This window comes from Bizionia sediminis (assembly GCF_042684585.1).
GTDB lineage: Bacteria > Bacteroidota > Bacteroidia > Flavobacteriales > Flavobacteriaceae > Algorimicrobium > Algorimicrobium sediminis.
The window spans coordinates 758,060-781,384 of sequence record NZ_JBHULS010000001.1 but is presented as its reverse complement, the minus strand read 5'-3'; the positions used below and the strand labels follow the sequence as shown (position 1 = coordinate 781,384).

Sequence of the window (23,325 nt, the reverse complement as noted above, 5' to 3'; positions counted from 1 at the left end):
AAAGCGTGTTATATTATGTGTTTTCGTTATCTAATAATTGGTTTAAGGCAGTTAAATCGGGCACCAGCACTTGCCGTGCTTTACTGCCTTCAAAACCACCAACAATACCTGCTGCCTCTAGCTGGTCTATAAGTCGGCCGGCTCTGTTATAACCTAATTTAAGCTTACGCTGCAATAAGGATGCCGAGCCCTGTTGCGCGGTTACAATAATTTCTGCGGCATCTCTAAACAACGCATCTCTGTCGCTAATATCCACATCAATACTTGTGCCACTTTCTTCGCCCACATACTCGGGAAGCAGGTGTGCATCTGGATAGGCTTTTTGCGACCCAATAAAGTCGGTTATTTTTTCAACCTCTGGAGTATCTACAAAGGCACATTGTAACCTAATCATTTCGTTTCCTTGGGTAAATAGCATGTCGCCTCTACCAATAAGTTGGTCGGCTCCAGCACCGTCTAAAATGGTTCTAGAATCTATTTTACTGGTTACCCGGAATGCAATACGCGCAGGAAAGTTTGCCTTAATAATACCGGTAATGACATTTACCGATGGCCGTTGCGTGGCCACTATTAGGTGAATACCAATAGCTCGGGCTAACTGTGCCAAACGCGCTATAGGTGTTTCTACCTCTTTTCCGGCAGTCATAATTAAATCGGCAAACTCATCGACCACCAAAACAATATATGGTAAAAACTGATGGCCGTCATTCGGGTTTAATTTTCGGGCCTTAAATTTAGCGTTGTATTCTGCAATGTTTCGGCAAAACGCATTTTTTAGAAGCTCATACCTATTATCCATTTCAATACACAAGGAGTTTAAGGTATTAATAACCTTGGTATTGTCCGTTATAATGGCTTCCTCGCTATCGGGTAGTTTTGCCAAATAATGGCGTTCAATTTTATTAAATAAGGTTAGTTCCACCTTTTTCGGATCGACTAAAACAAATTTAACTTCAGCCGGATGCTTTTTGTATAATAAGGATGTTAAAACCGCATTTAAACCAACAGATTTACCTTGTCCGGTGGCACCAGCCATAAGCAAGTGAGGCATTTTGGCTAAATCTACTACAAACGTTTCATTGCTAATGGTTTTACCTAATGCAATGGGCAAAGCCATTTCTGATTTTTGAAATTTTTGCGAGGCAATAACCGAACGCATAGATACTATGGTAGCGTTTTTATTGGGCACCTCAATACCAATAGTACCTTTTCCAGGAATAGGCGCTATTATACGAATACCAAGAGCAGATAGGGACAAGGCAATATCGTCTTCTAAATTTTTTATTTTTGAAATACGCACACCCGCATCTGGAATAATTTCATACAAGGTTACCGTAGGGCCAATGGTAGCTTTTATATTGGTAATTCCTATTTTGTAGTTGTTTAGGGTTTCTACAATTTTGTCTTTATTTTCCTCTAATTCTGATTGATTAATGGTAATGCCTTCAGAATCGTATTTTTTTAATAAATCTAAAGAAGGAAATTGGTAATTACCAAGCTCTAATGTTGGATCAAACTGACCAAAATCTGCTACCAACTTATTAGCTAAATTATCGGTTTCAGATAGTTCCTCGGGCGTTTCTTCCACCTCAATAGTCATTTCTGGAGTTTCCACATCTACCTGAAAGCTTGGCGCTGTATCAGTTGGTTTTTCGGGTTTAGGTGGCTCTGATTGTTTCGTGTTTTCTGTTTGCTTTTCAACATCTAGTGCGAATGCGGTTTTAATGGCTTCGGCCTCTTCGGCTAAATTATTATCCAAAGGCACCATGTCGTCTGTGTCTGTTTTGGTGTTTTGAATGTTACTTTCTACACCAGATTTTACGCGAAAAAATAGATTTTTAATATGGTCGAAGGTTAGTTTAAACCGAATAGCCAAATACGTTATTAAACCAAAAAGGAGTAGGAGGATGGTGCCAATTTTACCTATATATATTTGTAAATAGGCATTCATTTCATAGCCTATTACACCTCCTAATAAAGGCCATGTTTTAGAAAAGAAACCAAATAATACAGCAAACCAAACAGTAATTAATATGCCCCAAAACCAGTGTTTGCGTAGCTTTGCTAGCGGACTATTGGTAATTACAAAAATACCCGACAAAAACACCAGTCCTGCAAACATAAAGGCAGCAACGCCAAAGCCTTTGTAAATGAAAAAATGACTTAACCAAGCACCTAATTTACTTAACCAGTTTTTGGATGCTACTGTTTTGTTGGTGAATTCGGAAAGCGTGCTTTGATCTTGTGTGCCCGTAAAAAAATAGGAAATAAAAGAAATGAAAAGCAGTACCCCAGCAATAAGTAAAAAACTACCAAGTATCAGTTTTTGCTGATTTGATAGTTTTAAACGCGGTTTTGACAACTTGGTTTTGGTTGCTTTTGTTTTCTTTTTAGCCATACATATTTTCCGTAAACGGAAAAATTTAATTTATTATTTAAAGCCTTATTTATGGGCGTTGTCCACGTTGGGACAACCAAGGCAAAAATACAAATAGTTAGCGTTTATCCTAAACCAAAATGTATTTTAAAAACTTTGGGAATGTAAATAATTAAACCCATAATAATGGCTATTATAGCAAATAAAAAAACAGCACCAGCGGCTATGTCTTTTATAACACCAATTTCCTTGTGCTGATGCGGATGCACAAAATCTGCCAATTTTTCAATGGCAGTATTAAGTCCTTCAAGGGCTATTACAATACCAATTACCCCAATTTGAATTAACCATTCTGTTGGCGATATGGCATAATAATAGCCCGCAAATGTTACTATAAACCCAATAACTATTTGCACTTGCAAACTAGCTTCGGTACGTATTAAAATACACGCTCCGTTAACAGCATAAGCAATGCTTTTTAATCGGTTTATAATAAAGGACTCTTTTTTAGGCATCCATTAAGGCCTCTAAAGCGGCTTTGTAATTAGGCTCGTTTGCTGTTTCTTGTACTTGTTCGGTATGTAAAACCGTACCGTCTTCATTTAACACTACCACGCTGCGCGACAATAAACTTTCTAAAGGTCCTGTGGTAAAGGTAACCCCGTAACTAGCGCCAAAATTACCATCCTTAAAATCGGATAAGGATACAACATTGTCCAAACCTTCCGCTGCACAAAAACGGTTTAAAGCAAAAGGTAAATCTTTAGAAATACACAAAACTTTGGTATTATCTAGTTCGCTTGCTTCTTGGTTAAATTGCCTAACCGAGGCCGCGCAAGTACCTGTATCAATACTCGGGAAAATATTTAATACCACTTTATGACCTGCATAATCTTGCAAGGATTTAGTTGCTAAATTGGTATCTGTTAGTTTAAAATCAGGCGCTTTGCTTCCTACTTTTGGAAGGTTTCCTTTTGTTTCTATGTTATCGCCATGTAATGTAACTGTTGCCATTTTTTATATTTTAAAATTGAACTTAAATGTAAGAAATTAAGTGGAAATATCAGGTTCATTTTAAAAAGGCTAACGTTAAAGTTTTGGTAAAAGGATCTTATTTGTTTAACTTTAATCTATATTTGTTAAACAAAAAATAAACAAAATTGCTATGAAAAAGAAAAATTTAGTAAAAACGCTTGCTGTTAGTTTTATGATTTTAATCGCTATGAACGTGCAAGCACAGGACAAAAACATTGTTGAAACTGCGGCAGCATCAGCCGATTTTAGCACCTTGGTAGCCGCTGTAAAGGCAGCCGATTTGGTAACTGTATTATCTGGAAAAGGACCTTTTACAGTGTTTGCACCAACTAATGAGGCCTTTGGAAAATTGCCAGCTGGCACTGTTGAAGGTTTATTGAAACCTGAAAACAAAGAAACCCTTCAAACTATTTTAAAATACCACGTGGTGTCTGGATCTGTTATGGCAGCCGATGTTGTGGCATTAATTAAAAAGTCGAACGGAAAAGCACAAATTGAAACGGTTGTTGGTGGGAAACTAACGGCCCAAATGAAAGATGGCGCTGTTTATTTAGTGGACGAAAAAGGTAACTGGTCGCAAGTAACGGCAACCGACTTAAAAACTTCTAATGGTGTGATACATGTTATAGACACCGTAGTCATGCCCAACTAAACCTACTTTAATGTTATTTAAAAGCCACCTTTTACAGGTGGTTTTTTTTATATTAATGTTTTGGATTTCGTTACAGATATACTACGACAATTACTAAAACCTAAAGAAGTATCAATCACATTCTGTTGTACAAAAAATAAAAGACAAGCCCTTTTAAAGGGCAAAAAAAAACCTTTAAACGTTTCCAGTTTAAAGGTTTTTTTGGTTTGGCTCAAAGCAAATTTACTTATCTATAGCACCTAAAACACGTTTCATAAAATTATTTAACGCTTCTTTTTTAGGCGTGCCCTCTTTAATCATTGTATTCACCTCAATGGCACCATACATATTGGAAATTAATTCGCCAATAACATCCAGTTCTTCATCTTTTAGCGATGGCACCTCTGTAAGGGCTTCCAATGTTTCTATAGTTTCTAGAACAAAATCTTCATCGTTTTCTTCTATAAACTGGGTTAAATGTTTAATTACAGGAAGTTTCATAGTATTTAAATTACGTTAGCCACCAAATCCTTTAAAACATCGAACTTGTTTGTTTGTTCTTGGCCAACAAATGCGCCCTTTTTAAACGTTGCAAAAGTAGGTAAGTTGTTTACTGATGCTAGTTTTCTACTTTCAGGGAATTTTTCAGCATCCACAATAACAAAAGTTGCGTTTTCGTGCTCTGTAGCTAATTTTTTAAATTTAGGTTTCATAATACGGCAATTACCGCACCATGTAGCTGAATATTGAACGATTACAGTATCGTTGGTATTTACAATTTCTTGTAAGTTATCTTGATTAAGTTCCTGTACCATTGTTGTTTATTTTTAGGTAATTAAAGCCCTCCTGTAACAGAAGGACTTTAATTATAATGATTAAAAAATTTGTAAATATTGGGTTTAAAAAACCTAACAGAAGTGCTTTAGTGAGAAGCTAAATAAGCTGCTGTACCTTTAGCATTAGCTTGCATAGCGTCTTTGCCTTCTTCCCAGTTTGCTGGACAAACCTCGCCATTCTTTTGAACGTGCGCGTAAGCATCAATTAAGCGTAAAAATTCGTTTACATTTCTACCTACAGGCATGTGGTTAATACCTTCGTGAAACACCGTTCCTTCCTCGTCAATTAAGTAAGTAGCACGGTATGTTACGTTGTCTCCTTCAACAGTTACAATACCTGTTTCTTCGTTGTACTGCTCGTTTGTAATATCTAATATACCTAACGTAGAAGATAGGTTTCTGTTGCTATCCGCTAATATTGGATACGTTACGCCTTCAATACCACCGTTGTCTTTTGCTGTGTTTAACCAAGCAAAATGTACCTCTGGTGTATCGCAAGACGCACCTATAACAATAGTATTACGCTTTTCAAACTCTTTTAATGCTTCTTGGAAAGCGTGTAACTCCGTTGGACATACAAACGTAAAATCTTTTGGATACCAAAACAACAATACTTTTTTCTTGTTATTTACTGCTTCTTCTAATACGTTTAATTTAAATGTATCGCCCATTTCGTTCATTGCGTCTACGTTTAAATCTGGGAATTTTTTTCCTACAAATGCCATGTTTTTATATTTAATTGTTAATACTAATTACTCTGATGCAAATATAGGAACAAGCAAGCGTTATATGCTGTTTTTGAAATTCAAATTTCTTATTGAAGTATAGTTTTAAACTATTGTTTTGATAGAGGTCAATAGTTTAGCGTTATTTAGTTTTTAACGTTCTAATTTTTAGGTTTATAGCCGCAAAAAATAGGGTCATAAAAGGGCTTAACCAGTTAAAAATGGCGTACACAAAATAATCTGCCACGGATACCCCTAAAACACTACTTTGATATGCTCCGCAGGTATTCCAAGGAATTAAAACCGAGGTTACGGTTCCAGAATCCTCTAAAGTACGACTTAAATTTTCGGGTGCTAGGCCTTTATCTTGGTAGGCTTTTTTGAACATTTTTCCTGGAATAACAATAGCCAAATACTGATCGCTTGCAATGGTATTTAAACCTAAACAGCTTATAACAGTACTTGCAAACAATCCGAAAATAGTTGTAGCAAAGGATAGCAACACTTTAGTAATGCGTGCTAATGCGCCAATGGCATCCATAACACCGCCAAAAAACATGGCGCAACATATTAAAAGAATGGTCCATATCATACCTTTCATACCTCCAGCCGCAAATAAATCGTTTAGTTTACTGTTATCGGTTACAATTTGTGTGTCTGTAAAAATGGCATTAATGGTAGCACGAATTTTACTTTCTGCTAACGTATCCAGAATATTAGGTTGAAAAATAAAAGCAAATACAGCCGCTAGCAAAACACCCACGCCCAAAGCTATTAGTGGTTTTGTTTTTAGAAGTATTAAAATAATAACCACCAATGGTACAATAAAAAGAAATGGCGTGATGGTAAAGGTGCTCTCAATGCTTTGTAATAAACTACTTAAATCGGCTGTACCAGTTGTGTTTATAGTCATGCTCATAATGGTAAAAGCTATTAAGGTTATTATAACCGTTGGAACAGTAGTAAAAGCCATATACCTAATGTGCGTAAACAAATCGGTTCCCGCCATGGCTGGTGCCAAGTTAGTAGTATCGCTTAATGGCGACATTTTATCGCCAAAGTAGGCGCCGGAAATAGCAGCACCTGCAATCATTCCGGTGGGTATGCCCAACGCACTTCCAATACCAATAAGCGCAATACCTACCGTGGCCGCGGTGGTCCATGAACTTCCAGTAGCAATGGAAATAATGGCACAAATAATAACCGAAGCTGGCAAAAAAATAGCCGGACTTAATACTTGTAAGCCGTAATAAACCATGGCAGGAATTACGCCGCTTATAAGCCAAGTACCAGCCAAAGCACCGACTAAAAAAAGAATCATGATAGGTACAAAAACACTCTGAAGATTCTCCCAAACCTCCTTTGCCATAGCCTGAATTTTAACTTTGTTAAAAAAACCAACTATAGCAGCAATTCCCGCACCAATTAATAGTATAAATTGATTGGAATATTCGCCTAAAGCTTCGCCATCGGCTAGAAATATATTGTAAGCTAACATACACATTAACAATAGTACTGGGGTTAAGGCTTCCCAAATTGTCAACTCTTTGTTTTCAATTATTGTTTCATCCTCCAATCCCATGTTGGAGCTAGTGTTGTCATTCTGCATCTGTTTTTTGAATTTGTTGGGGCTGTAATGTTACGATTTTCAGATAAAGTATGCAAATGCCTGTTATGCTCTGTTTTGTTAATATTTTAGTTGGAACAGAGCTAGCATCATATATGTTACCCAAAATTACCTTTTTCTTAAAAAATGGAATTTTATGTTTTTACCTCTCTCTTTATATAATTTTGAACAAAAAAAAGGAGTTTAGTGAATAAACTCCTTGATATGTAAGTAACAACCAACACGGCGTTATAATATGTTAAGTGTTGTCATGCATTCACGCATCATTTTATAGGTACGCTCAATATCGGCATCCAAACCTATGGAGAAACGGATTAAACCATCGCTTAACCCCATTTCTTTTTGCTCTTCTTCCGGAATTTCAGAGGATGTAGAACTTCCTGGAGCTGAAAATAAGGTTTTGTAAAATCCTAGACTAACCGCCAGGTATCCAAGATTTTTTTCTTGCATTAATTCCATTAAAGCGTTTGCCTTTTCTAACGAACCCACATCTATAGTAAGCATGCCACCAAAGCCATAGGTATCGTTCATCATAGCTTTAAATATGTTGTGAGATGGATGCGAGGCTAGGCCAGGATAAACAGTTTTTAAGCCATCTGCTTCAAATTTTTCAGCTAAATAATGTGCATTTACACTATGCTGTTTTACACGAATATGCAAGGTGCGCAAGTTTTTTAATATCGACGCAGCACGCAAACTGTCCATAGTAGCCCCTAACAACATGCAAGCGCCATCGTTTACGTTGCGCAAATTGTTTATAAATTCTTCTGTACCACAAATAACACCGCCTACGGTATCGCTGGAACCGTTTATAAACTTCGTTAAACTATGAATTACAATATCGGCACCTAATTGTGCTGGTGAAATAGACAATGGTGAAAACGTATTATCTACTACCAGCTTTAAATCGTGTTTTTTAGCTATTGCAGCTAAACTTGCAATATCTGCAACCTCTAATAATGGATTACTTACGGCCTCGCAATATAAAATTTTAGTGGTGGGAGTAATAGCTGCCTCTACAGCCTCTAAATTTGTTATGTCTACAAAACTAGTTGTTACTTGAAATCGAGGTGCAAAATTCTTTAAAAACGCGTAAGTACCACCATAAATAGTTCGACTAGACACTACGTGGTCGCCAGCGCCACATAGCTGCATAATAACCGGCGTTATGGCACCCATTCCAGAAGCGGTTACATTAGCTGTTTCCGTACCTTCCATAGCCGCTAGCGCTTGCCCTAAATAAAGGTTGGAAGGCGTGGAGTGACGCGAATATAAATAACAACCATCTGCGTTGCCCTCAAAAGTATCGAACATGGTTTTTGCAGATAAAAAAGTATAGGTTGATGAATCGGAAATAGATGGGTTTACACCCCCAAATTCGCCAAAATATTGTAAATCTTGAATGTTGTTTGCTGGTTTGAATGCCATTTGCTACAGGAATTTAAATTAATATTATGGTAAAAATCGTAAATTTTAGATAATTAATCAATGTTCATGCTATCATTTAAACTATAAAACTAAAAAAATAGTCTTTTATAGATTCTGTTTCTTTAAATATGATTATTATTGTTTTTTAAAGGAAAAATTATCCAAAAAGATGACTTTTGATACTACCGATATTCAGTTGCTGCATTATTTGCAAGCAGATGCCAAACAAACTACTAAAGAGCTCGCTCATAAATTAAACCTATCTGTTACAGCAGTTTACGAACGCATTAAAAAGTTAGAGCGCAGTGGTGTTATTGCGCAATATGTAGCGCTAGTAGATAAAAACAAAATAGATAGAAGTTTTGTTGCCTTTTGCCACATAAAACTGGTACAACATACGCAAGATAATATTGTAAAATTTGAGCGGGAAGTTACTAGTTTAAAAGAGGTTGTGGCTTGTTACCATATAAGTGGCGATTATGATTATCTTTTAAAAGTAGTGGTACAGGATATGGAAAAATTTAGGGACTTTATGGTTAAAAAATTAACATCTATTAGTCATATAGGCAGTACACACAGTATGTTTGTAATTAATGAAGTAAAGCATACCACTGCTATTCGTTTGTAATAACAGTTTTACGCTTTCTTACTTATAATTATATTAAAACCATTTTAAACGTGTTTATGAAACCACATCTTATTTTGGCAGCACTGTGCTTCTTACTGTTTAACGCTTGCAAGAGTGTCAAAAAACACAATATGTTGGTTGCTAGTTTGCATCCGGTACAGCACTTGCATGAAGATGTGGATGCCGTGCACAAAAAACTAAAAAAACACCATCCGCGTTTATACCAATACATAAGTAAGTCTGCATTAGATTTTAAATTTGATAGCTTAAAATTAAGTATTTCCAAACCGTTAAGCAGTGCTGAATTTTATGAAAAATTAGCACCTGTTTTAATGGCTGTAAAACAAGGCCACATTGGCGTAGCACCGCCACAAAAGTGGTTTACAAAATCTGAAAGACGCGTGCTTGGCAAAAGCAAATTTGAATTTTATGATTTGGAATTTAAGTACCTAGATTCTGCCTTATATGTTTCTAACACAAAACCAGACTCCCTTTTATTGGGTAGCCAGGTTTTGGCGGTAGGGGGAGACCCGGTATCCACTTTAATAGAAAAATACAAAACGCTTTTTGCTTCAGACGGCTACAACACCACATTATTTAACCGGCAAATTGGCAGTAGCTTCCACAAACTCTATTTCCGAGATCAAGGTTTTTCAGATAGCTTACAAGTTACCTTCAAAAAAAGTGACTCGGTGTTTACGCGCATGTTTAGACGTATTCCCAAAGATACCCCGCAAACAGAACGCAGTAATAAAACCCATGTAACAGAAAACATAAAACAACTTACCCGAACAGAAAAACTTCGGAAAAAACAAATAGCTCGAGAAAAACGCCAACGCGATAAAATTTACGGTTTAGAGAAGGAAGCTGGCATTTACACCCGAAACTTTAATTTTGCACCAGCCGATAGTAGTGTAGCTATCATGAAAATTAGAGCCTTTAGCAACGGTAATTACAAAAGATTTTACAAACAAAGTTTTGCGCTACTAGATAGCTTAAAAACACCTCATTTAATCTTGGATTTACGTGATAATGGGGGTGGTCGTATTTCGGAAATAGCTTATTTGTTCCGTTTTTTAGCCCGAGAGGACTATCAATTTATAAACCCAAGTCAAGTAACTAGCAGACTGCCCATTTTAGATTATGCCTTTAGTAATGGCGCGCCCGTATCCTTAAAAATAGTAGCTGGGGTGTTTTCACCGTTTATTGCAACGCATAACCTAATTAAAACAAAAAAAATTAACGACACCATTTATTACCGTTTTCGTTATTCCAAAACGCAATCGCCATTTAAAAAGGCTTTTAAAGGCCATATGTATGTGCTAATAAATGGTAATTCCTTTTCGGCCTCGGCTATATTGGCAACTAACCTTCACGGGCACAAACTAGCAACATTTATAGGAGAAGAAACCGGAGGCGCTTATAACGGAACGGTTGCTGGGCTATTTAAAATTTATAACCTACCACACAGCCGTATAAAAGTGCGTTTAGGTATTATGCAAATAGAAGCACCTTTTAAAACAGAACCCGATGGCTATGGCATAAAACCCGACGTGTCTATAAAACCAACTTGGCAGGATATTGTAAACAAAAACGACCCCGAACTTGAATGGCTATTGGAGGCCATTAATAAGCATTAGCACATGCATTTCTATACAGCAGCATGTTAACTTTGCATGCGCCTGTATTATCCAACATCTTTTTTATTGTCTACCTGTAAAACATTTGTATTTTTGTGGTAGTTAAAAAAAACGGCCTATTTACAGTGCCAAAGAAAATCTTTTATAATTAAAGAAACAACACTATGAATTCATACGATGTAGCCATTATTGGCTCGGGACCTGGAGGTTATGTAGCAGCCATTCGTTGCGCCCAACTTGGATTAAAAACAGCAATAATAGAAAAATATCCAACCATGGGAGGAACTTGCCTAAATGTGGGCTGTATACCTAGTAAAGCCTTACTGGACTCCAGTCATCATTACGAAGATGCTGTCAAGCATTTTGAAGAGCATGGTATCGATATTCCAGGAGAAATTAAGGTGAATTTAAAACAAATGATTGCTCGTAAGCAAGCTGTTGTAGATACAACCACTGGTGGTATAAATTTCCTGATGAAGAAAAACAATATAGATGTTTACCAAGGGGTGGGAAGTTTTAAGGATGCTACGCATATTGAAATTTCGGGTGATAAATCATTAGAAATTGAAGCAAAAAATACCATTATTGCCACTGGAAGTAAACCTTCTAATTTACCTTTTATTAAGCTGGATAAAGACCGTATCATAACATCTACCGAAGCTTTAAAACTAAAAGAAATCCCAAAACACATGATTGTTATTGGTGGTGGTGTTATTGGTTTGGAACTCGGGCAAGTATACAAGCGTTTAGGTGCAGAGGTTTCTGTTATAGAATACATGGACCGGATAATCCCAACTATGGATTCTGGTTTATCTAAAGAATTAACCAAGGTATTAAAAAAGCAAAAGTTCAAAATTAATACCTCGCACAAAGTGAAATCGGTTGAGCGCATAGATAACGAGGTGATTGTAAAAGCGGAAAACAAAAAAGGAGAGGAAGTTACGTTTAAAGGCGACTATTGTTTGGTTTCTGTTGGTAGAAGTCCCTATACTGCAGGCTTAAATGCCCAGGCAGCGGGTGTAAACCTGAATGAACGCGGCCAAATTGAAGTTAATGAGCACTTACAAACAAGTACAAAAAATATTTATGCCATTGGCGATGTTATAAAAGGCGCCATGCTGGCACATAAAGCCGAGGAGGAAGGTGTGTTTGTTGCCGAAACTATTGCAGGACAAAAACCACATATAGATTACAATTTAATTCCAGGTGTTGTTTACACGTGGCCTGAAGTTGCTTCTGTTGGAAAAACAGAAGAGCAGTTAAAAGAAGCTGGTGTAGCCTATAAAACAGGACAGTTTCCTATGCGTGCCTTGGGCAGAAGTAGAGCGAGTATGGATTTAGACGGTTTTGTTAAAATTCTAGCCGATGAAACCACAGATGAAATTTTAGGTGTTCACATGATAGGTGCCCGTGCAGCCGACTTAATTGCGGAGGCTGTTGTGGCCATGGAGTACCGTGCCTCTGCCGAAGATATTTCGCGTATGTCTCATGCCCACCCAACCTTTGCAGAAGCCGTAAAAGAGGCTGCTTTAGCTGCTACGGAAAACCGTGCTTTACACGTTTAAACCTTATAAATAGTCGTAAAAAGCGATAACTAATTTAAAGTATAATTAAAACCACTTCTGTATTGAAGTGGTTTTTTGCTTTCTAATAAGGTTATCTCTAGCCAGTATATTGCCTATTTATTCTAATTTTAAAGCGGTAAGAAATATAATAGTAATAAAACCGAATTGCTATAAGTTAATTTTGTAAATTGTTGGAAATGAATTAAAAAACCAACTATGCAGTTTACAGATTATTTAAGTATTACCCTAAAAATTATTGTTTCATTAAGCATTTTAAACGTGTGGTTGGTACAGTTCAACAAACCAACCAGATGGCGCGGCGGCGATGCAAAAACAATATTGGAAGAGTTTAAAGTTTACGGATTATCAAAAACGCAGTATTATATTATTGGGTTTCTTAAAATAAGTCTGGCACTTGTGTTATTAGTGTCCATACAATTTCAAAACCTTACCCTTTTAGGAAGTTTAGGATTGGCACTATTATTACTCGGTTCTATAGCCATGCACCTTAAAATAAAAGACCCACTGTACAAATCCTTTCCTGCGTTTTTGTTTTTAGTAATGACCGTAGTAATAGCCATTTTAGCTTGAAAATAAGCAATTTTATAAGGGTTTATAATGAATAAGGTAGGTAAATACAGCTATACTAGCTTGCAATAGCGCAAAAAAACATGCTGGCAAGCTCTGAAAAAAACTATCCTTAATGCGTATGCGAACTACAAATCCTGCTAGCATTAAAATACTTAAACCAACCGAAGCTGCTAGGAGCCAAGATGGCTTATAATAATAACCATATAACAAGCCTAAAGCACCCGCAATTTGCAAATAACCCGTAAGTTGTCTGTATTTAGGCAGCCCATAGCGTAAAAATTCTGTTTTTATAAAGTTGGAAACAAAGCAATTAATTCCAAAATAAAGGAATGCCAAACTAGAAAACCATATTAATACTGCCAAAAAATGCACCTTATCATTAAAAGTTGAAATGGCCATAAAGTATAACCACGATGTAAGGTTACAATAAAAAAGCGTGGTTTTTGCCACAAAACACCGTCTTTATTCATAAAAAACTATTTTACCCCACTAATTAGTTTCGTTGTTTTATGCCCGCCGCTCTTAAAAGAGTGTTTATATTTGTTGAAAATTACAAATATGTTAAAACAATTTTCAGCGTTAGGAATTAGAAGGGATCTTCAAGAAAGCTTAAAAAACTTGGGTATTACCGCGCCTACATCCATTCAAATAAAAACCATTCCAGTTTTATTAAATACGTCAAGCGATGCGGTTGTTTTAGCAAAAACAGGAACCGGCAAAACGGTAGCCTTTGGTTTGCCTATTTTACAACTTACTAATACGGATAGTACCCATATTCAATCCATTATTTTGGCGCCCACTCGCGAGTTAAGTCAGCAAATTTTTACGAATTTAGAATCATTTGCCAGCAACAGTCCAGATATTTCAATAGCCTTACTTTGTGGAGGCGTGCCCATAAAGCCACAAATTGAGCGCTTAAAAAAAACCACGCATATAGTAGTAGCAACACCCGGACGACTAGTAGATTTAATAGAGCGAGGCGCTATTAATCTGGAACATGTAGCCCAACTGGTGCTAGATGAGGCAGACGAAATGATAAGTGCTTTAAAAGAAGCTGTGGATGTTATTATTAAAAAACTTCCTAAAAACAGAAGACATTTGCTATTTACAGCAACCATGCCCGGAACCATTAAACAAGTAGTTCAAAACTATATGTCTAAACATGTTACCTATATAGAAAACGATATGGAAACAGTGGGGCACTCTGGTATTGAGCACGCCTATATTGTAGTTGAACCTATTGAAAAGCTTGATGTGTTATTACATTTTATTAACACGCAAGACGGCCAACAGGGACTAATTTTTTGTAAAACCAAAGCAGCCGTAAACAAATTAGCCAAAAAATTGGCGGCAAACAAATTTTCTGCAAGTGCCTTGCACGGCAGTTTGGCTCCAAGTATTCGAAATCGGGTCATGCAGCAGTTTAAGGATGGTTATATTAAAATTTTAGTAGCTACAGATTTGGCAGCACGTGGCATAGATGTTAAAAACATGGCTTATGTGGTTCATTACCATTTACCCGACACCTACGAAACTTACGTACACCGAAGCGGCCGAACAGCTAGAGTAGGGGCCAGTGGGTTATCGTTAAGCATTATACAAGCAGAGGAAGAACAAGATATTCCTGATTTTGAGCAAGAACTGGGTATTCAATTTCATACATATAAAAAGGCCGATCCGCAAAGTATTGCCGAAAACAACACCCTTATTTGGGCTAAAAAACTCTTTAAAACAAAACCAAATAAAACAGTTTCTGCCGATTTAAAAGCGCGTGTAAAAACTATTTTTCATCATTTATCGAAAGAGGAACTCGTAGAAAAACTTTTAGCAAATTATTTAGCGGAAACGAGCATAGAAACAACCAAAAAAGAGCATAAAACCAAACATTCGTAGCTGCTTTCAGTATGTCTATAAGGTACAGAACTAATAAAAAAAACGGGGATGTTTCCTCAAAATCTTGTATCTTTAAATTAAAATTGAAGAGCCTAAAAAGAATAAATTCTATGAAATATTTATCCGTTCTTACCTGCATATTGCTTTTATTTGTTAGTAGTTGTAATGAGGTAAATCCGAAGGGCGAAAAAGACTTGCGTGACTTTGTAACCCAATGGAACAACTTACATACCCAACTTAAAGCCCCATACCTGGAAAGTCTTTATATGCCCACCGTTACGTATTTTGGAAAAGCACGTACCCGGGTTCAGGTGCAGGCCGATAAAAACAGACTGTTTCAAGAATTCCCGAATTACACGCAAGAAATTTTAAATAACAACATAACTATTGCTAAAAAAGGCGCCAATTATTTGGTAACCTTTGTTATGCGCGTTTCCTACAACAATATTGAAGAAAATTACCCATTTTTTATCTCCGCCATGTTGCGTAATGGCGAATTTAAAATTTTAAGAGAAGGCTTAGCAGAAGATGCCGTAAACACAAATGCACCCATTTTTCCAAATTCCGAAATTTCCAGAGAAATAATATCCAAAAACAGGAAAGTTTATGGCGATTTTGATGGCGATGGGTTATCGGATTATGCAACGGTAATAGGACCTGAAATTATTGAAAATGATATAAATAGCACCTCGCAACAACCCAATTGTAACGGGCCGTGCAATAGTATTATTTCCTTTAGTAGTTCAAAATTAACCAATATTGTTGTTTTAAACTCATACCAATCTGATTTAGAGAATTTAAAAGATTTAAACAGCGATGGAGCCGACGAATTAGGATATTGGGATATTAAACCCAATACCAAAACATTGTATATATATAATGCTGTAACCGGAACCTTGTTGGCAGAGCCGGTTGTTATAAACACAGCGGTGCATAAAAACTTGAAACTTATTGATGTATTCAAAAAAACTGGTCCTAATAAGATAACAACCACTCAAAGTGCTTTCGAAAACGGCAAATGGATGCTTAAAACAACAACCGTTTATTTAGATTAGTTGGGCCGTTTATAAATTATAAAGTGATTTTTTGGGTTTATATTTTCTGAAATGGTAACTCGTGAGAATCGCGTATTTGAAATTTTAAGCATACTTATTCAGAATACGAAAGTTTTCAGCAGTTAAAAAACCCTGGTGTTTAGAAATTATAAATAGAGCTTGTTGAAGTAGCACATGTTAAAGCAATTTGTCAGATTATAGATTTATAAACTAGTAACTCGTAAAATCAGGTATTTGAAATTCGATGCTCAAAATAAGGAAAATCAAATTATTTAAAAAACATATATTGTATCATAATTTATATTATGTAAAATAGAATAAATTAAACAAAGGGAATGCGTTTGGTTGCATTCCCCTTTAGCTTTTACTTCAAACTTGCCATGTCTATAACAAACCGATACTTAACATCATTTTTAAGTACCCGTTCGTAAGCTTCATTAATATCGGTTATGTTAATAGTTTCAACATCTGAAACAATGTTGTGTTCCCCACAAAAATCTAACATTTCTTGTGTTTCTTTAATACCACCAATTAACGATCCGGCTACACGTTTACGACCTAACACCAAATTACCGCCATGAAAGGGTTTCATACTTTCAATAGCGCCAACCAAAACCATGGTAGCATCTAGACCTAATAAACTTAAATATGGGTCCATTTCATGTCCTACAGGTATGGTATTTAATATAAAATCGAAACTATTGGCATGCGCTTTCATAGCTTCAGTATCTGTTGATATTAAAACCTCATGAGCTCCCAAAGCTTCAGCATCTGCGGCTTTACTTGGCGATGTTGTTATCATAACCACGTGGGCACCCAATGCATTAGCAAATTTTACACCCATATGGCCCAAACCGCCTAATCCTACTACACCTACCTTATCACCTTTTTTAACATTCCAATGGCGTAAAGGCGACCACGTAGTTATTCCGGCACATAATAGCGGCGCTGCACCTTTTGGATCGATATTTTCAGGAACTTTTAAAACAAAGGCTTCGCTACAAACAATAGATGTACTATAGCCTCCATAGGTTTGGCCGCCTAAATGTTTATCCACGCTATTATAGGTGTACGTTTTATCGTTTTGGCAAAACTGTTCTAAATCTTGAGCACAGCTTGGACAGGTCTGACACGAATCTACCAAGCACCCTACTCCTACTAAATCACCTTCTTTAAATTTGGTAACATCGGCACCAACAGCCTTTACACGACCAACTATTTCATGGCCTGGCACTACAGGATAAGTAGTACTTTTCCAATCATTTCGTGCGGTATGAATATCTGAATGACACACGCCACAGTACAGAATATCAATATCTACGTCGGTAGCTTTTAAATCGCGACGCGCAATAGTCATTGGCTCTAAATTTGCTTGGGCACTGCTTGCACCATAAGCTTTTATATTATTTGTCATTTGTTTTGTTTTTAGGTTACTATTAAACACCTTAACTTTTAAGGCGTTTATTTACAGTCTAGCTTGGCTATTCTGTAACTTTTTCGTAATCGGTGTAGCCTTTTTTTCCTGGTACATAAAAGGTGGCTTCGTCCCAATCTGTTAAAGCTATGTTTTTTTCAAAACGTGCTACCAAATCCGGATTAGAAATAAAAGGTTTACCAAAGGCAACCAAATCGGCATCGCCACTTTCTATAACGGCATTTCCAGATTGTTGATTAAAATTAGAATTAATCATTAATGTGCCTTTATATATTTTTCGGTAGCGTTTAGCTATTTGAGTTTCAGCGTGTGGCACCTCTGAAACATCTGTAAAAGGTTCAGAAATATGCACATAAGCCAAATTATACGCGTTTAATTTTTCTAATATATAATCGAAAGTTGGTATGCTTTCTTCATCTAATGTCATTCCAAAAATACCGTGTAACGACGGGTTAAACCGGGCACCAATTTTATTTTCTGGTATAACAGATTTGATAGCGTCTAGTACTTCAAAGAAAAATCGCGCTCTATTTTCTATGCTGCCACCATACGCATCGGTTCGCGTATTGGATGTAGCACTAAAAAACTGATGAAACAAATAACCGTTTGAAGAGTGAATTTCCACACCATCAAAACCAGCCTCCATGGCATTTATGGCAGCTTGTTTAAAATCGGCTATCGTTCTGTTAATATCTTCTTGGGTCATAGCCTTTGGCGTTTCGGTGTCTTTAAAACCCTCCGGCGTGTAAGTTTGAGCATTCGGATTAATAGCAGAGGGCGCCAAAGGCAATTTGCCTTCGTGAAAATCGGGATGCGACATGCGACCTACATGCCATAATTGAATAAAAATTTTACCTCCTGCATCATGCACCTTTTTAGTAACTAATTGCCAACCTGCAACTTGCTTCTCTGTGTAAATACCAGGTGTATTTATGTAACCAACGGCTTCTTTTGAAACCTGCGAGCCTTCTGTAATGATTAATCCTGCCGTTGCGCGTTGCTCGTAATACGTGGCTTCTAATGCTTCTGTGGGTACGTTATCTGGGTTATCTGCGCGACTACGTGTCATGGGAGCCATAACGACCCGGTTTTTTAAAATTATGTCTTCGGTTAATTTATAAGGTTCTAATAGGGCTTGTTTGGTACTCATATTATATTGAATTGTATTTAAAATTAAGTTGTGTAAAAATACAAAGCATAAAACAGATACGTGCATCTTAAAGCCCAATCCGCTGTTAAATTTTCCTTAAGATTATGATGTAGGTTTTATTACAACCTCTGCAAATTGTTGTAATTAATGTCTAGTTATTGTATCTATTTAAATACCTAAACTACTCATTATCAAGCACAAAGCACCAATTTACTCGTAATTTTTTATTGGTTAGAATTTCCGTATTACAGGCGTTGGTTTTAGCTTTTGGTGCCTAGCAAGGGTTAATTTTAAAATTTGTTTCATTATTTTTCCTATTTTCGGCCACCTTAAATACTAAACGGCACTTTTTGGCGTTAAGGCATGTTTTATAATCAGATACTTGTATGCGGAAGTTTATTTATATTGTATTTTTTTTATGTCCTTTAATACAGGCATTCGGACAAATTATTGCCACCAATGGCGTATCTTCTAATTTACGAAAATTTGTTGCCAGTAGCTACGATTTGCTTGAAACCTACGAAGCAGAAGCCCCTGCTCCACTTACCGAAACAGCCGATATTACAACCAATTACTGGGATACTAATAAACTCACTATTGCCTACGAAACCGATTTAAAATTCCCGATTCATTTACAGTTTAACGACTCTAGTTACGTATCGCCCATTGCTAAAAATAAGGTAATAACCTCCCGTTATGGCTGGCGTAAAGGTAGAGCGCACAAAGGCATAGACATCGATTTGGAAACTGGCGATAGTTTATTTGCCATGTTTGATGGCATTATACGCTTTGCCAAGTACAGTTCCGGACACGGCCATACAGTTGTGGTGCGTCATTTTAATGGTTTGGAAACCGTGTATGCACACTTATCGCGATACGGTGTAAAAATAAACGATACTGTAAAAGCCGGAGATTACTTGGGTAAAGGAGGTGCATCTGGTAATGCCCGAGGAAGTCATTTACATTTAGAGGTAAGCTACCAAGGTATTCAAATTAATCCGGAATACTTGCTTCAGTTTAACGATTCTAACAAAATTCGCGCAAAAGAACTTTGGATAACAAAGGACATGACACGCCCCGAATTATTTAACAGTAAACGCAAACCAGATGTTGCCGTTGTAACATCGGAGGCCGATGCTTTAAAACAGGCCAGCAAACCCAAAACTATTTACGTGGTAAAACGCGGCGATACCTTATCCCGAATCTCTGCAAAAACTAATATGAGTATCAGTGCGTTGTGTAAATTAAATAATATTCAGAAAAATGCTATTCTAAAAATTGGTCAGCGCTTACAGGTTATTTAATTAGTTTGCATTTCTTAATCAGGCCCATTAGCAGGTACTATCTTGCTTTACACTGTTGCTTGTTGTTATTTACTTTTGTAATGATGCCTGTAAAATAGCTGTTTATTTTTTCATAAAATTCTGTACTTTGCAGGCTCGTTAAAAACCAGTTATTGTGAAAGTTTGTATTGCCGAAAAACCAAGTGTTGCCCGAGAAATTGCCTCTGTATTAGGTGCAAACACGCGGCATGATGGTTATTTTGAAGGTAACGGCTATCAAGTAACCTATACATTTGGCCACTTATGCACCTTATTAGAACCAAACGATTATAAACCGCATTGGAAACGTTGGGATTTAAATAACTTACCCATGCTCCCCGAGAAATTTAAAACGAAAGTGGTTGCTAATTCGGGTATTCAAAAGCAATTTAAAATTGTAAAAAACTTATTCCAAAAAGCCGATTTAGTAATAAACTGTGGCGATGCTGGCCAAGAAGGTGAACTTATTCAGCGCTGGGTAATAGACCAAGCCAATTATAAAGGACCCGTGCAGCGTTTATGGATTTCATCGCTAACAACAGAGGCCATAAAAGAAGGTTTTGATAACTTAAAACCAGCAACAGATTACGATAATTTGTACTATGCTGGATTTTCCAGAGCTATTGGCGATTGGCTTTTAGGTATGAATGCTACCCGCTTATACACCCTAAAACATGGCGGCTACAAGCAAGTATTATCTGTAGGACGCGTACAAACGCCAACACTTGCCATGGTAGTAAATAGGTTTAAAGAAATTGAAAACTTTAAACCCCAACCCTACTGGGAATTACAAACACAATACCGACATACACTTTTTAGCTACGAAGAGGGCCGTTTTTTAAATATGGCTGACGGCGAAGTGCTAGCTAATAAAGTAAAAGAATCGGACTTTGAAATTATTTCAATAACCAAAAAGAAGGGAAAAGAATATGCTCCAAAATTATTCGATTTAACGGGCTTACAAGTACATTGCAACAAAAAATTTGGCTTTACAGCCGATGAAACTTTGAAATTAGTTCAGAGCTTATACGAACAAAAAGTAGTTACCTACCCACGTGTAGATACCACCTTTTTACCCAACGATGTATATCCTAAAGTAGCCGGTATTTTAAAAAAGTTAACAAAATATGCCGCATTAACTGCCCCTATTTTAGATAAAAAAATAAAAAAATCGACAAAAGTATTCAACGATAAAAAAGTAACAGACCACCATGCTATTATTCCAACAGGTGTAGAAATGACCTTGCAATACAATCAGCAACTAGTTTACAATAGTATCGTAAAACGCTTTATAGCCGTATTTTATGACGATTGCCAAGTGTCCAATACCACGGTTATAGGAGAAGCGGCAAGTGTTAATTTTAAAACAACAGGGAAAGAAATACTAAAAAAAGGCTGGCGGGTTGTCTTTGAAAATCCAGAAAAAGAACAAAAAACACCCGATACCCTTCCCGCCTTTGTTGAAGGCGAAAAGGGTCCGCACGAACCTTCTTTTTTAGAAAAACAAACCAAACCACCAAACCAGTTTACAGAGGCATCCCTATTGCGCGCCATGGAAACAGCTGGCAAACAAGTGGACGACGATGCTTTAAGAGAATTAATGAAAGATAACGGTATTGGAAGACCTTCTACGCGCGCAAATATTATTGAAACACTGTTTAAGCGCAAATACATTACTAGAAATAAAAAACAAGTTTTACCAACCACTACGGGCATTCAGTTAATTGAAACCATTCAAAATGATTTATTAAAGTCGGCCGAACTAACAGGAACCTGGGAGAAGCAGTTAAAGGATATTGAAAAAGGCACTTTTAAAGCGAGTACCTTCATAAAAAATATGAAACGTATGGTGGACGAATTGGTATACGAAGTCCGTAGCGAAACCCAACGTGCCAATATTTCATTTGCAGCCGAAAAGCAGGAAATACCCAGAAAAAAAACATCAAAAAAAACAACAGATTTAGCTGCCGAAACCTGTCCAAAATGTAAGCAAGGCCAATTAATTAAAGGAAAAACAGCCTACGGCTGTTCCAGTTATAAATCCGGTTGCACCTTTGTACTGCCTTTTAAAGTACATGGCAAAACGGTTTCAGAAAAACAGTTTATTCGTATGCTGCAAAAAGGATCCACGGTAAATTTAAAAGGTTTTAAAACGGAAGCAGGAAGCGTCCAGGGCTTATTGCGTTTTGACGCTCATTTTAACTTGGTATTAGAACCTAAAAAAAGCAAACAACTGGCCGTTCCAGACATTATACATTGTCCAAAATGTAAAACAGGCACCATAGCTAAAGGTAAAACAGCCTACGGCTGCACCCATTACGGTAAAAATTGTACTTTTTTGTTGCCCTTCCCAACCTTAAGAGCACGCGCAAACGGAGAAAAACTTACTAAAGAACTGGTTTACAATATTATTCAAAACCACAAAGAATAGGATTTTTTTTATAAATTGTGATAAATATCATATTTAAAACGGCTTGTTACCTATAACTTTACCGTCTATTAATAACCAAAACTAACAACTATGATTGCTCAAAACCTTGCACTGTACAACTGGACTAACGGTGTTATTATGATAGCCATTTTTGCGCTAGTGTGTATAACTTTAGTCGGTTTCTTAATTAAATTTATGATGAGTGGAAAGCCTAAAGAGGAATCGCAGGACCAAGATAATACCACTACAACCCTATAATATTTAAATTAGTTGAACAATTCATTCGCGTAATGAATTGTTTTTTGTAAGTTTGTTAACCAAATGGTTAAACTTAAAAGTTAGTTATGGCAAAAAAGAAAGACGACACAACGGAGTTACAAATATTAGAAGCTGCAAAAAAGATATTTCAAGCCAAAGGTATGGCAGGCGCACGTATGCAAGAAATTGCAGATGCCGCCAATATAAACAAAGCAATGTTGCATTATTATTACCGCAACAAACAACTTTTATTTGAAGCTGTTTTTAAACAGGCTTTTGCCCTATTAGCGCCGCAATTAAATACCATTTTGAATGATGATACCTCTGTAGAAGAAAAGGTGAAAAATTTTTCGGCTAGTTACATACCTTTTATAATGAAACACCCCTATTTACCCAGCTTTGTAATTCAGGAATTAAACCAAAATCCAAACTTTATTCAAAACTTACCTCATGAAACGGCGCCACTACAAAGCACAAAATTTGAAGCGCGCGTAAAACAAGAAGTGGACCAAGGAATTTTAAAGCCTATTTGTGGTAAACAACTTTTTATTAACATATTGGCTCTAAATATGTTTCCTTTTTTAGCCAAACCCTTGGTTAAAACCTTTACAAGCGATACCGAAGCCAGTTTTAACGCTTTAATGGAACAACGCCAGCATGCGGTATCGGAATTTATAATTAGTGCGATAAAAAAATAG

22 protein-coding genes are annotated in these 23,325 nt (G+C 36.6%); 11 read left to right on the top strand and 11 right to left on the bottom strand.

The annotated features are described in order from the left end of the window. Positions 1-13: 13 nt before the first annotated feature. From ACFSQP_RS03485 to tpx, 3 genes are all read right to left on the bottom strand, one after another. Positions 14-2,398, bottom strand: a complete 2,385-nt coding sequence (locus ACFSQP_RS03485) for a DNA translocase FtsK (RefSeq protein WP_376891805.1) — start codon at positions 2,396-2,398, stop codon at positions 14-16. A 104-nt stretch (positions 2,399-2,502) separates the two neighbouring features. Then, on the bottom strand, positions 2,503-2,892 hold the full coding sequence (locus ACFSQP_RS03480) for a diacylglycerol kinase family protein (RefSeq protein WP_376891803.1): 390 nt from the start codon (positions 2,890-2,892) through the stop codon (positions 2,503-2,505). Beyond that, on the bottom strand, positions 2,885-3,391 hold the full coding sequence (gene tpx, locus ACFSQP_RS03475; protein ID WP_376891801.1) for a thiol peroxidase: 507 nt from the start codon (positions 3,389-3,391) through the stop codon (positions 2,885-2,887). The genes ACFSQP_RS03480 and tpx overlap by 8 nt, the downstream gene beginning before the upstream one ends. 151 nt (positions 3,392-3,542) lie before the next feature. Between tpx and ACFSQP_RS03470 the strand changes: the two genes are divergently transcribed. Beyond that, positions 3,543-4,064, top strand: a complete 522-nt coding sequence (locus tag ACFSQP_RS03470) for a fasciclin domain-containing protein (protein WP_376891799.1) — start codon at positions 3,543-3,545, stop codon at positions 4,062-4,064. Positions 4,065-4,286: 222 nt separating this feature from the next. On the opposite strand, the gene ACFSQP_RS03465 is transcribed toward ACFSQP_RS03470, so the two are convergent. The 5 genes from ACFSQP_RS03465 to ACFSQP_RS03445 form a co-directional block, all read right to left on the bottom strand. Further along, complete coding sequence (locus ACFSQP_RS03465; protein WP_376891797.1) at positions 4,287-4,544, bottom strand: DUF6952 family protein; 258 nt, start codon at positions 4,542-4,544, stop codon at positions 4,287-4,289. A gap of 5 nt (positions 4,545-4,549) precedes the next feature. Continuing rightward, a complete protein-coding gene (locus ACFSQP_RS03460; protein ID WP_376891796.1) occupies positions 4,550-4,858 on the bottom strand; it encodes a thioredoxin family protein in 309 nt (102 codons plus the stop codon). Positions 4,859-4,965: 107 nt separating this feature from the next. Then, positions 4,966-5,604, bottom strand: coding sequence for a peroxiredoxin (locus ACFSQP_RS03455; protein ID WP_376891794.1), 639 nt, complete (start codon positions 5,602-5,604; stop codon positions 4,966-4,968). 142 nt (positions 5,605-5,746) lie between these two features. Beyond that, complete coding sequence (nhaC, locus tag ACFSQP_RS03450) at positions 5,747-7,213, bottom strand: Na+/H+ antiporter NhaC (protein ID WP_376891791.1); 1,467 nt, start codon at positions 7,211-7,213, stop codon at positions 5,747-5,749. Between the two features lie 246 nt (positions 7,214-7,459). Then, entirely contained in the window at positions 7,460-8,659 is a 1,200-nt protein-coding gene (locus ACFSQP_RS03445) for an aminotransferase class I/II-fold pyridoxal phosphate-dependent enzyme (RefSeq protein WP_376891789.1), read from the bottom strand. Positions 8,660-8,828: 169 nt separating this feature from the next. On the opposite strand from ACFSQP_RS03445, the gene ACFSQP_RS03440 reads away from it, so the two are divergent. The 4 genes from ACFSQP_RS03440 to ACFSQP_RS03425 all read left to right on the top strand — a co-directional run bounded on the left by ACFSQP_RS03440 (position 8,829) and on the right by ACFSQP_RS03425 (position 13,083). Next, positions 8,829-9,287, top strand: coding sequence for an Lrp/AsnC family transcriptional regulator (locus ACFSQP_RS03440; RefSeq protein ID WP_376891787.1), 459 nt, complete (start codon positions 8,829-8,831; stop codon positions 9,285-9,287). A gap of 56 nt (positions 9,288-9,343) precedes the next feature. Further along, a complete protein-coding gene (locus tag ACFSQP_RS03435; protein WP_376891786.1) occupies positions 9,344-10,927 on the top strand; it encodes a S41 family peptidase in 1,584 nt (527 codons plus the stop codon). Between the two features lie 164 nt (positions 10,928-11,091). Further along, entirely contained in the window at positions 11,092-12,492 is a 1,401-nt protein-coding gene (lpdA, locus tag ACFSQP_RS03430) for a dihydrolipoyl dehydrogenase (protein WP_376891785.1), read from the top strand. A gap of 216 nt (positions 12,493-12,708) precedes the next feature. Further along, positions 12,709-13,083 (top strand): DoxX family protein, encoded by a 375-nt coding sequence (locus ACFSQP_RS03425; protein WP_376891784.1) that lies wholly within the window; start codon positions 12,709-12,711, stop codon positions 13,081-13,083. 12 nt (positions 13,084-13,095) lie between these two features. Here the strand turns inward: ACFSQP_RS03425 and ACFSQP_RS03420 are convergent, their stop codons facing one another. Then, the gene (locus ACFSQP_RS03420; RefSeq protein WP_376891783.1) at positions 13,096-13,482 is read right to left on the bottom strand and encodes a DoxX family protein; all 387 of its coding nucleotides are present in this window, start codon (positions 13,480-13,482) and stop codon (positions 13,096-13,098) included. Positions 13,483-13,641: 159 nt separating this feature from the next. Between ACFSQP_RS03420 and ACFSQP_RS03415 the strand changes: the two genes are divergently transcribed. Together ACFSQP_RS03415 and ACFSQP_RS03410 are read left to right on the top strand one after the other, a co-directional pair. Beyond that, entirely contained in the window at positions 13,642-14,976 is a 1,335-nt protein-coding gene (locus ACFSQP_RS03415) for a DEAD/DEAH box helicase (RefSeq protein WP_376891781.1), read from the top strand. Between the two features lie 110 nt (positions 14,977-15,086). Further along, the gene (locus ACFSQP_RS03410; RefSeq protein WP_376891780.1) at positions 15,087-16,031 is read left to right on the top strand and encodes a hypothetical protein; all 945 of its coding nucleotides are present in this window, start codon (positions 15,087-15,089) and stop codon (positions 16,029-16,031) included. A gap of 364 nt (positions 16,032-16,395) precedes the next feature. Here ACFSQP_RS03410 and ACFSQP_RS03405 read toward each other — a convergent pair whose 3' ends face one another. Together ACFSQP_RS03405 and ACFSQP_RS03400 are read right to left on the bottom strand one after the other, a co-directional pair. Further along, positions 16,396-17,445, bottom strand: coding sequence for an NAD(P)-dependent alcohol dehydrogenase (locus ACFSQP_RS03405; protein WP_376891779.1), 1,050 nt, complete (start codon positions 17,443-17,445; stop codon positions 16,396-16,398). Between the two features lie 67 nt (positions 17,446-17,512). Further along, positions 17,513-18,616 (bottom strand): alkene reductase, encoded by a 1,104-nt coding sequence (locus tag ACFSQP_RS03400; protein ID WP_376891778.1) that lies wholly within the window; start codon positions 18,614-18,616, stop codon positions 17,513-17,515. Positions 18,617-19,002: 386 nt separating this feature from the next. Here ACFSQP_RS03400 and ACFSQP_RS03395 point away from each other — a divergent pair, with 386 nt between their 5' ends. The 4 genes from ACFSQP_RS03395 (at position 19,003) to ACFSQP_RS03380 (ending at position 23,325) form a co-directional block, all read left to right on the top strand. Then, positions 19,003-19,920 (top strand): peptidoglycan DD-metalloendopeptidase family protein, encoded by a 918-nt coding sequence (locus ACFSQP_RS03395; RefSeq protein WP_376891776.1) that lies wholly within the window; start codon positions 19,003-19,005, stop codon positions 19,918-19,920. A 154-nt stretch (positions 19,921-20,074) separates the two neighbouring features. Then, entirely contained in the window at positions 20,075-22,369 is a 2,295-nt protein-coding gene (locus ACFSQP_RS03390) for a type IA DNA topoisomerase (protein WP_376891774.1), read from the top strand. A 90-nt stretch (positions 22,370-22,459) separates the two neighbouring features. Then, entirely contained in the window at positions 22,460-22,627 is a 168-nt protein-coding gene (locus tag ACFSQP_RS03385) for a hypothetical protein (RefSeq protein ID WP_376891773.1), read from the top strand. Between the two features lie 86 nt (positions 22,628-22,713). Further along, positions 22,714-23,325: a TetR/AcrR family transcriptional regulator gene (locus ACFSQP_RS03380; protein WP_376891771.1), complete on the top strand. Its 612-nt coding sequence runs from the start codon at positions 22,714-22,716 to the stop codon at positions 23,323-23,325.

Coding starts and splice junctions, on each gene's coding strand:
- ACFSQP_RS03485 (WP_376891805.1), bottom strand. CDS start 2,398: ATGGCTAAAAAGAAAACAAAAGCAACCAAAACCAAGTTGTCAAAACCG.
- ACFSQP_RS03480 (WP_376891803.1), bottom strand. CDS start 2,892: ATGCCTAAAAAAGAGTCCTTTATTATAAACCGATTAAAAAGCATTGCT.
- tpx (WP_376891801.1), bottom strand. CDS start 3,391: ATGGCAACAGTTACATTACATGGCGATAACATAGAAACAAAAGGAAAC.
- ACFSQP_RS03470 (WP_376891799.1), top strand. CDS start 3,543: ATGAAAAAGAAAAATTTAGTAAAAACGCTTGCTGTTAGTTTTATGATT.
- ACFSQP_RS03465 (WP_376891797.1), bottom strand. CDS start 4,544: ATGAAACTTCCTGTAATTAAACATTTAACCCAGTTTATAGAAGAAAAC.
- ACFSQP_RS03460 (WP_376891796.1), bottom strand. CDS start 4,858: ATGGTACAGGAACTTAATCAAGATAACTTACAAGAAATTGTAAATACC.
- ACFSQP_RS03455 (WP_376891794.1), bottom strand. CDS start 5,604: ATGGCATTTGTAGGAAAAAAATTCCCAGATTTAAACGTAGACGCAATG.
- nhaC (WP_376891791.1), bottom strand. CDS start 7,213: ATGCAGAATGACAACACTAGCTCCAACATGGGATTGGAGGATGAAACA.
- ACFSQP_RS03445 (WP_376891789.1), bottom strand. CDS start 8,659: ATGGCATTCAAACCAGCAAACAACATTCAAGATTTACAATATTTTGGC.
- ACFSQP_RS03440 (WP_376891787.1), top strand. CDS start 8,829: ATGACTTTTGATACTACCGATATTCAGTTGCTGCATTATTTGCAAGCA.
- ACFSQP_RS03435 (WP_376891786.1), top strand. CDS start 9,344: ATGAAACCACATCTTATTTTGGCAGCACTGTGCTTCTTACTGTTTAAC.
- lpdA (WP_376891785.1), top strand. CDS start 11,092: ATGAATTCATACGATGTAGCCATTATTGGCTCGGGACCTGGAGGTTAT.
- ACFSQP_RS03425 (WP_376891784.1), top strand. CDS start 12,709: ATGCAGTTTACAGATTATTTAAGTATTACCCTAAAAATTATTGTTTCA.
- ACFSQP_RS03420 (WP_376891783.1), bottom strand. CDS start 13,482: ATGGCCATTTCAACTTTTAATGATAAGGTGCATTTTTTGGCAGTATTA.
- ACFSQP_RS03415 (WP_376891781.1), top strand. CDS start 13,642: ATGTTAAAACAATTTTCAGCGTTAGGAATTAGAAGGGATCTTCAAGAA.
- ACFSQP_RS03410 (WP_376891780.1), top strand. CDS start 15,087: ATGAAATATTTATCCGTTCTTACCTGCATATTGCTTTTATTTGTTAGT.
- ACFSQP_RS03405 (WP_376891779.1), bottom strand. CDS start 17,445: ATGACAAATAATATAAAAGCTTATGGTGCAAGCAGTGCCCAAGCAAAT.
- ACFSQP_RS03400 (WP_376891778.1), bottom strand. CDS start 18,616: ATGAGTACCAAACAAGCCCTATTAGAACCTTATAAATTAACCGAAGAC.
- ACFSQP_RS03395 (WP_376891776.1), top strand. CDS start 19,003: ATGCGGAAGTTTATTTATATTGTATTTTTTTTATGTCCTTTAATACAG.
- ACFSQP_RS03385 (WP_376891773.1), top strand. CDS start 22,460: ATGATTGCTCAAAACCTTGCACTGTACAACTGGACTAACGGTGTTATT.
- ACFSQP_RS03380 (WP_376891771.1), top strand. CDS start 22,714: ATGGCAAAAAAGAAAGACGACACAACGGAGTTACAAATATTAGAAGCT.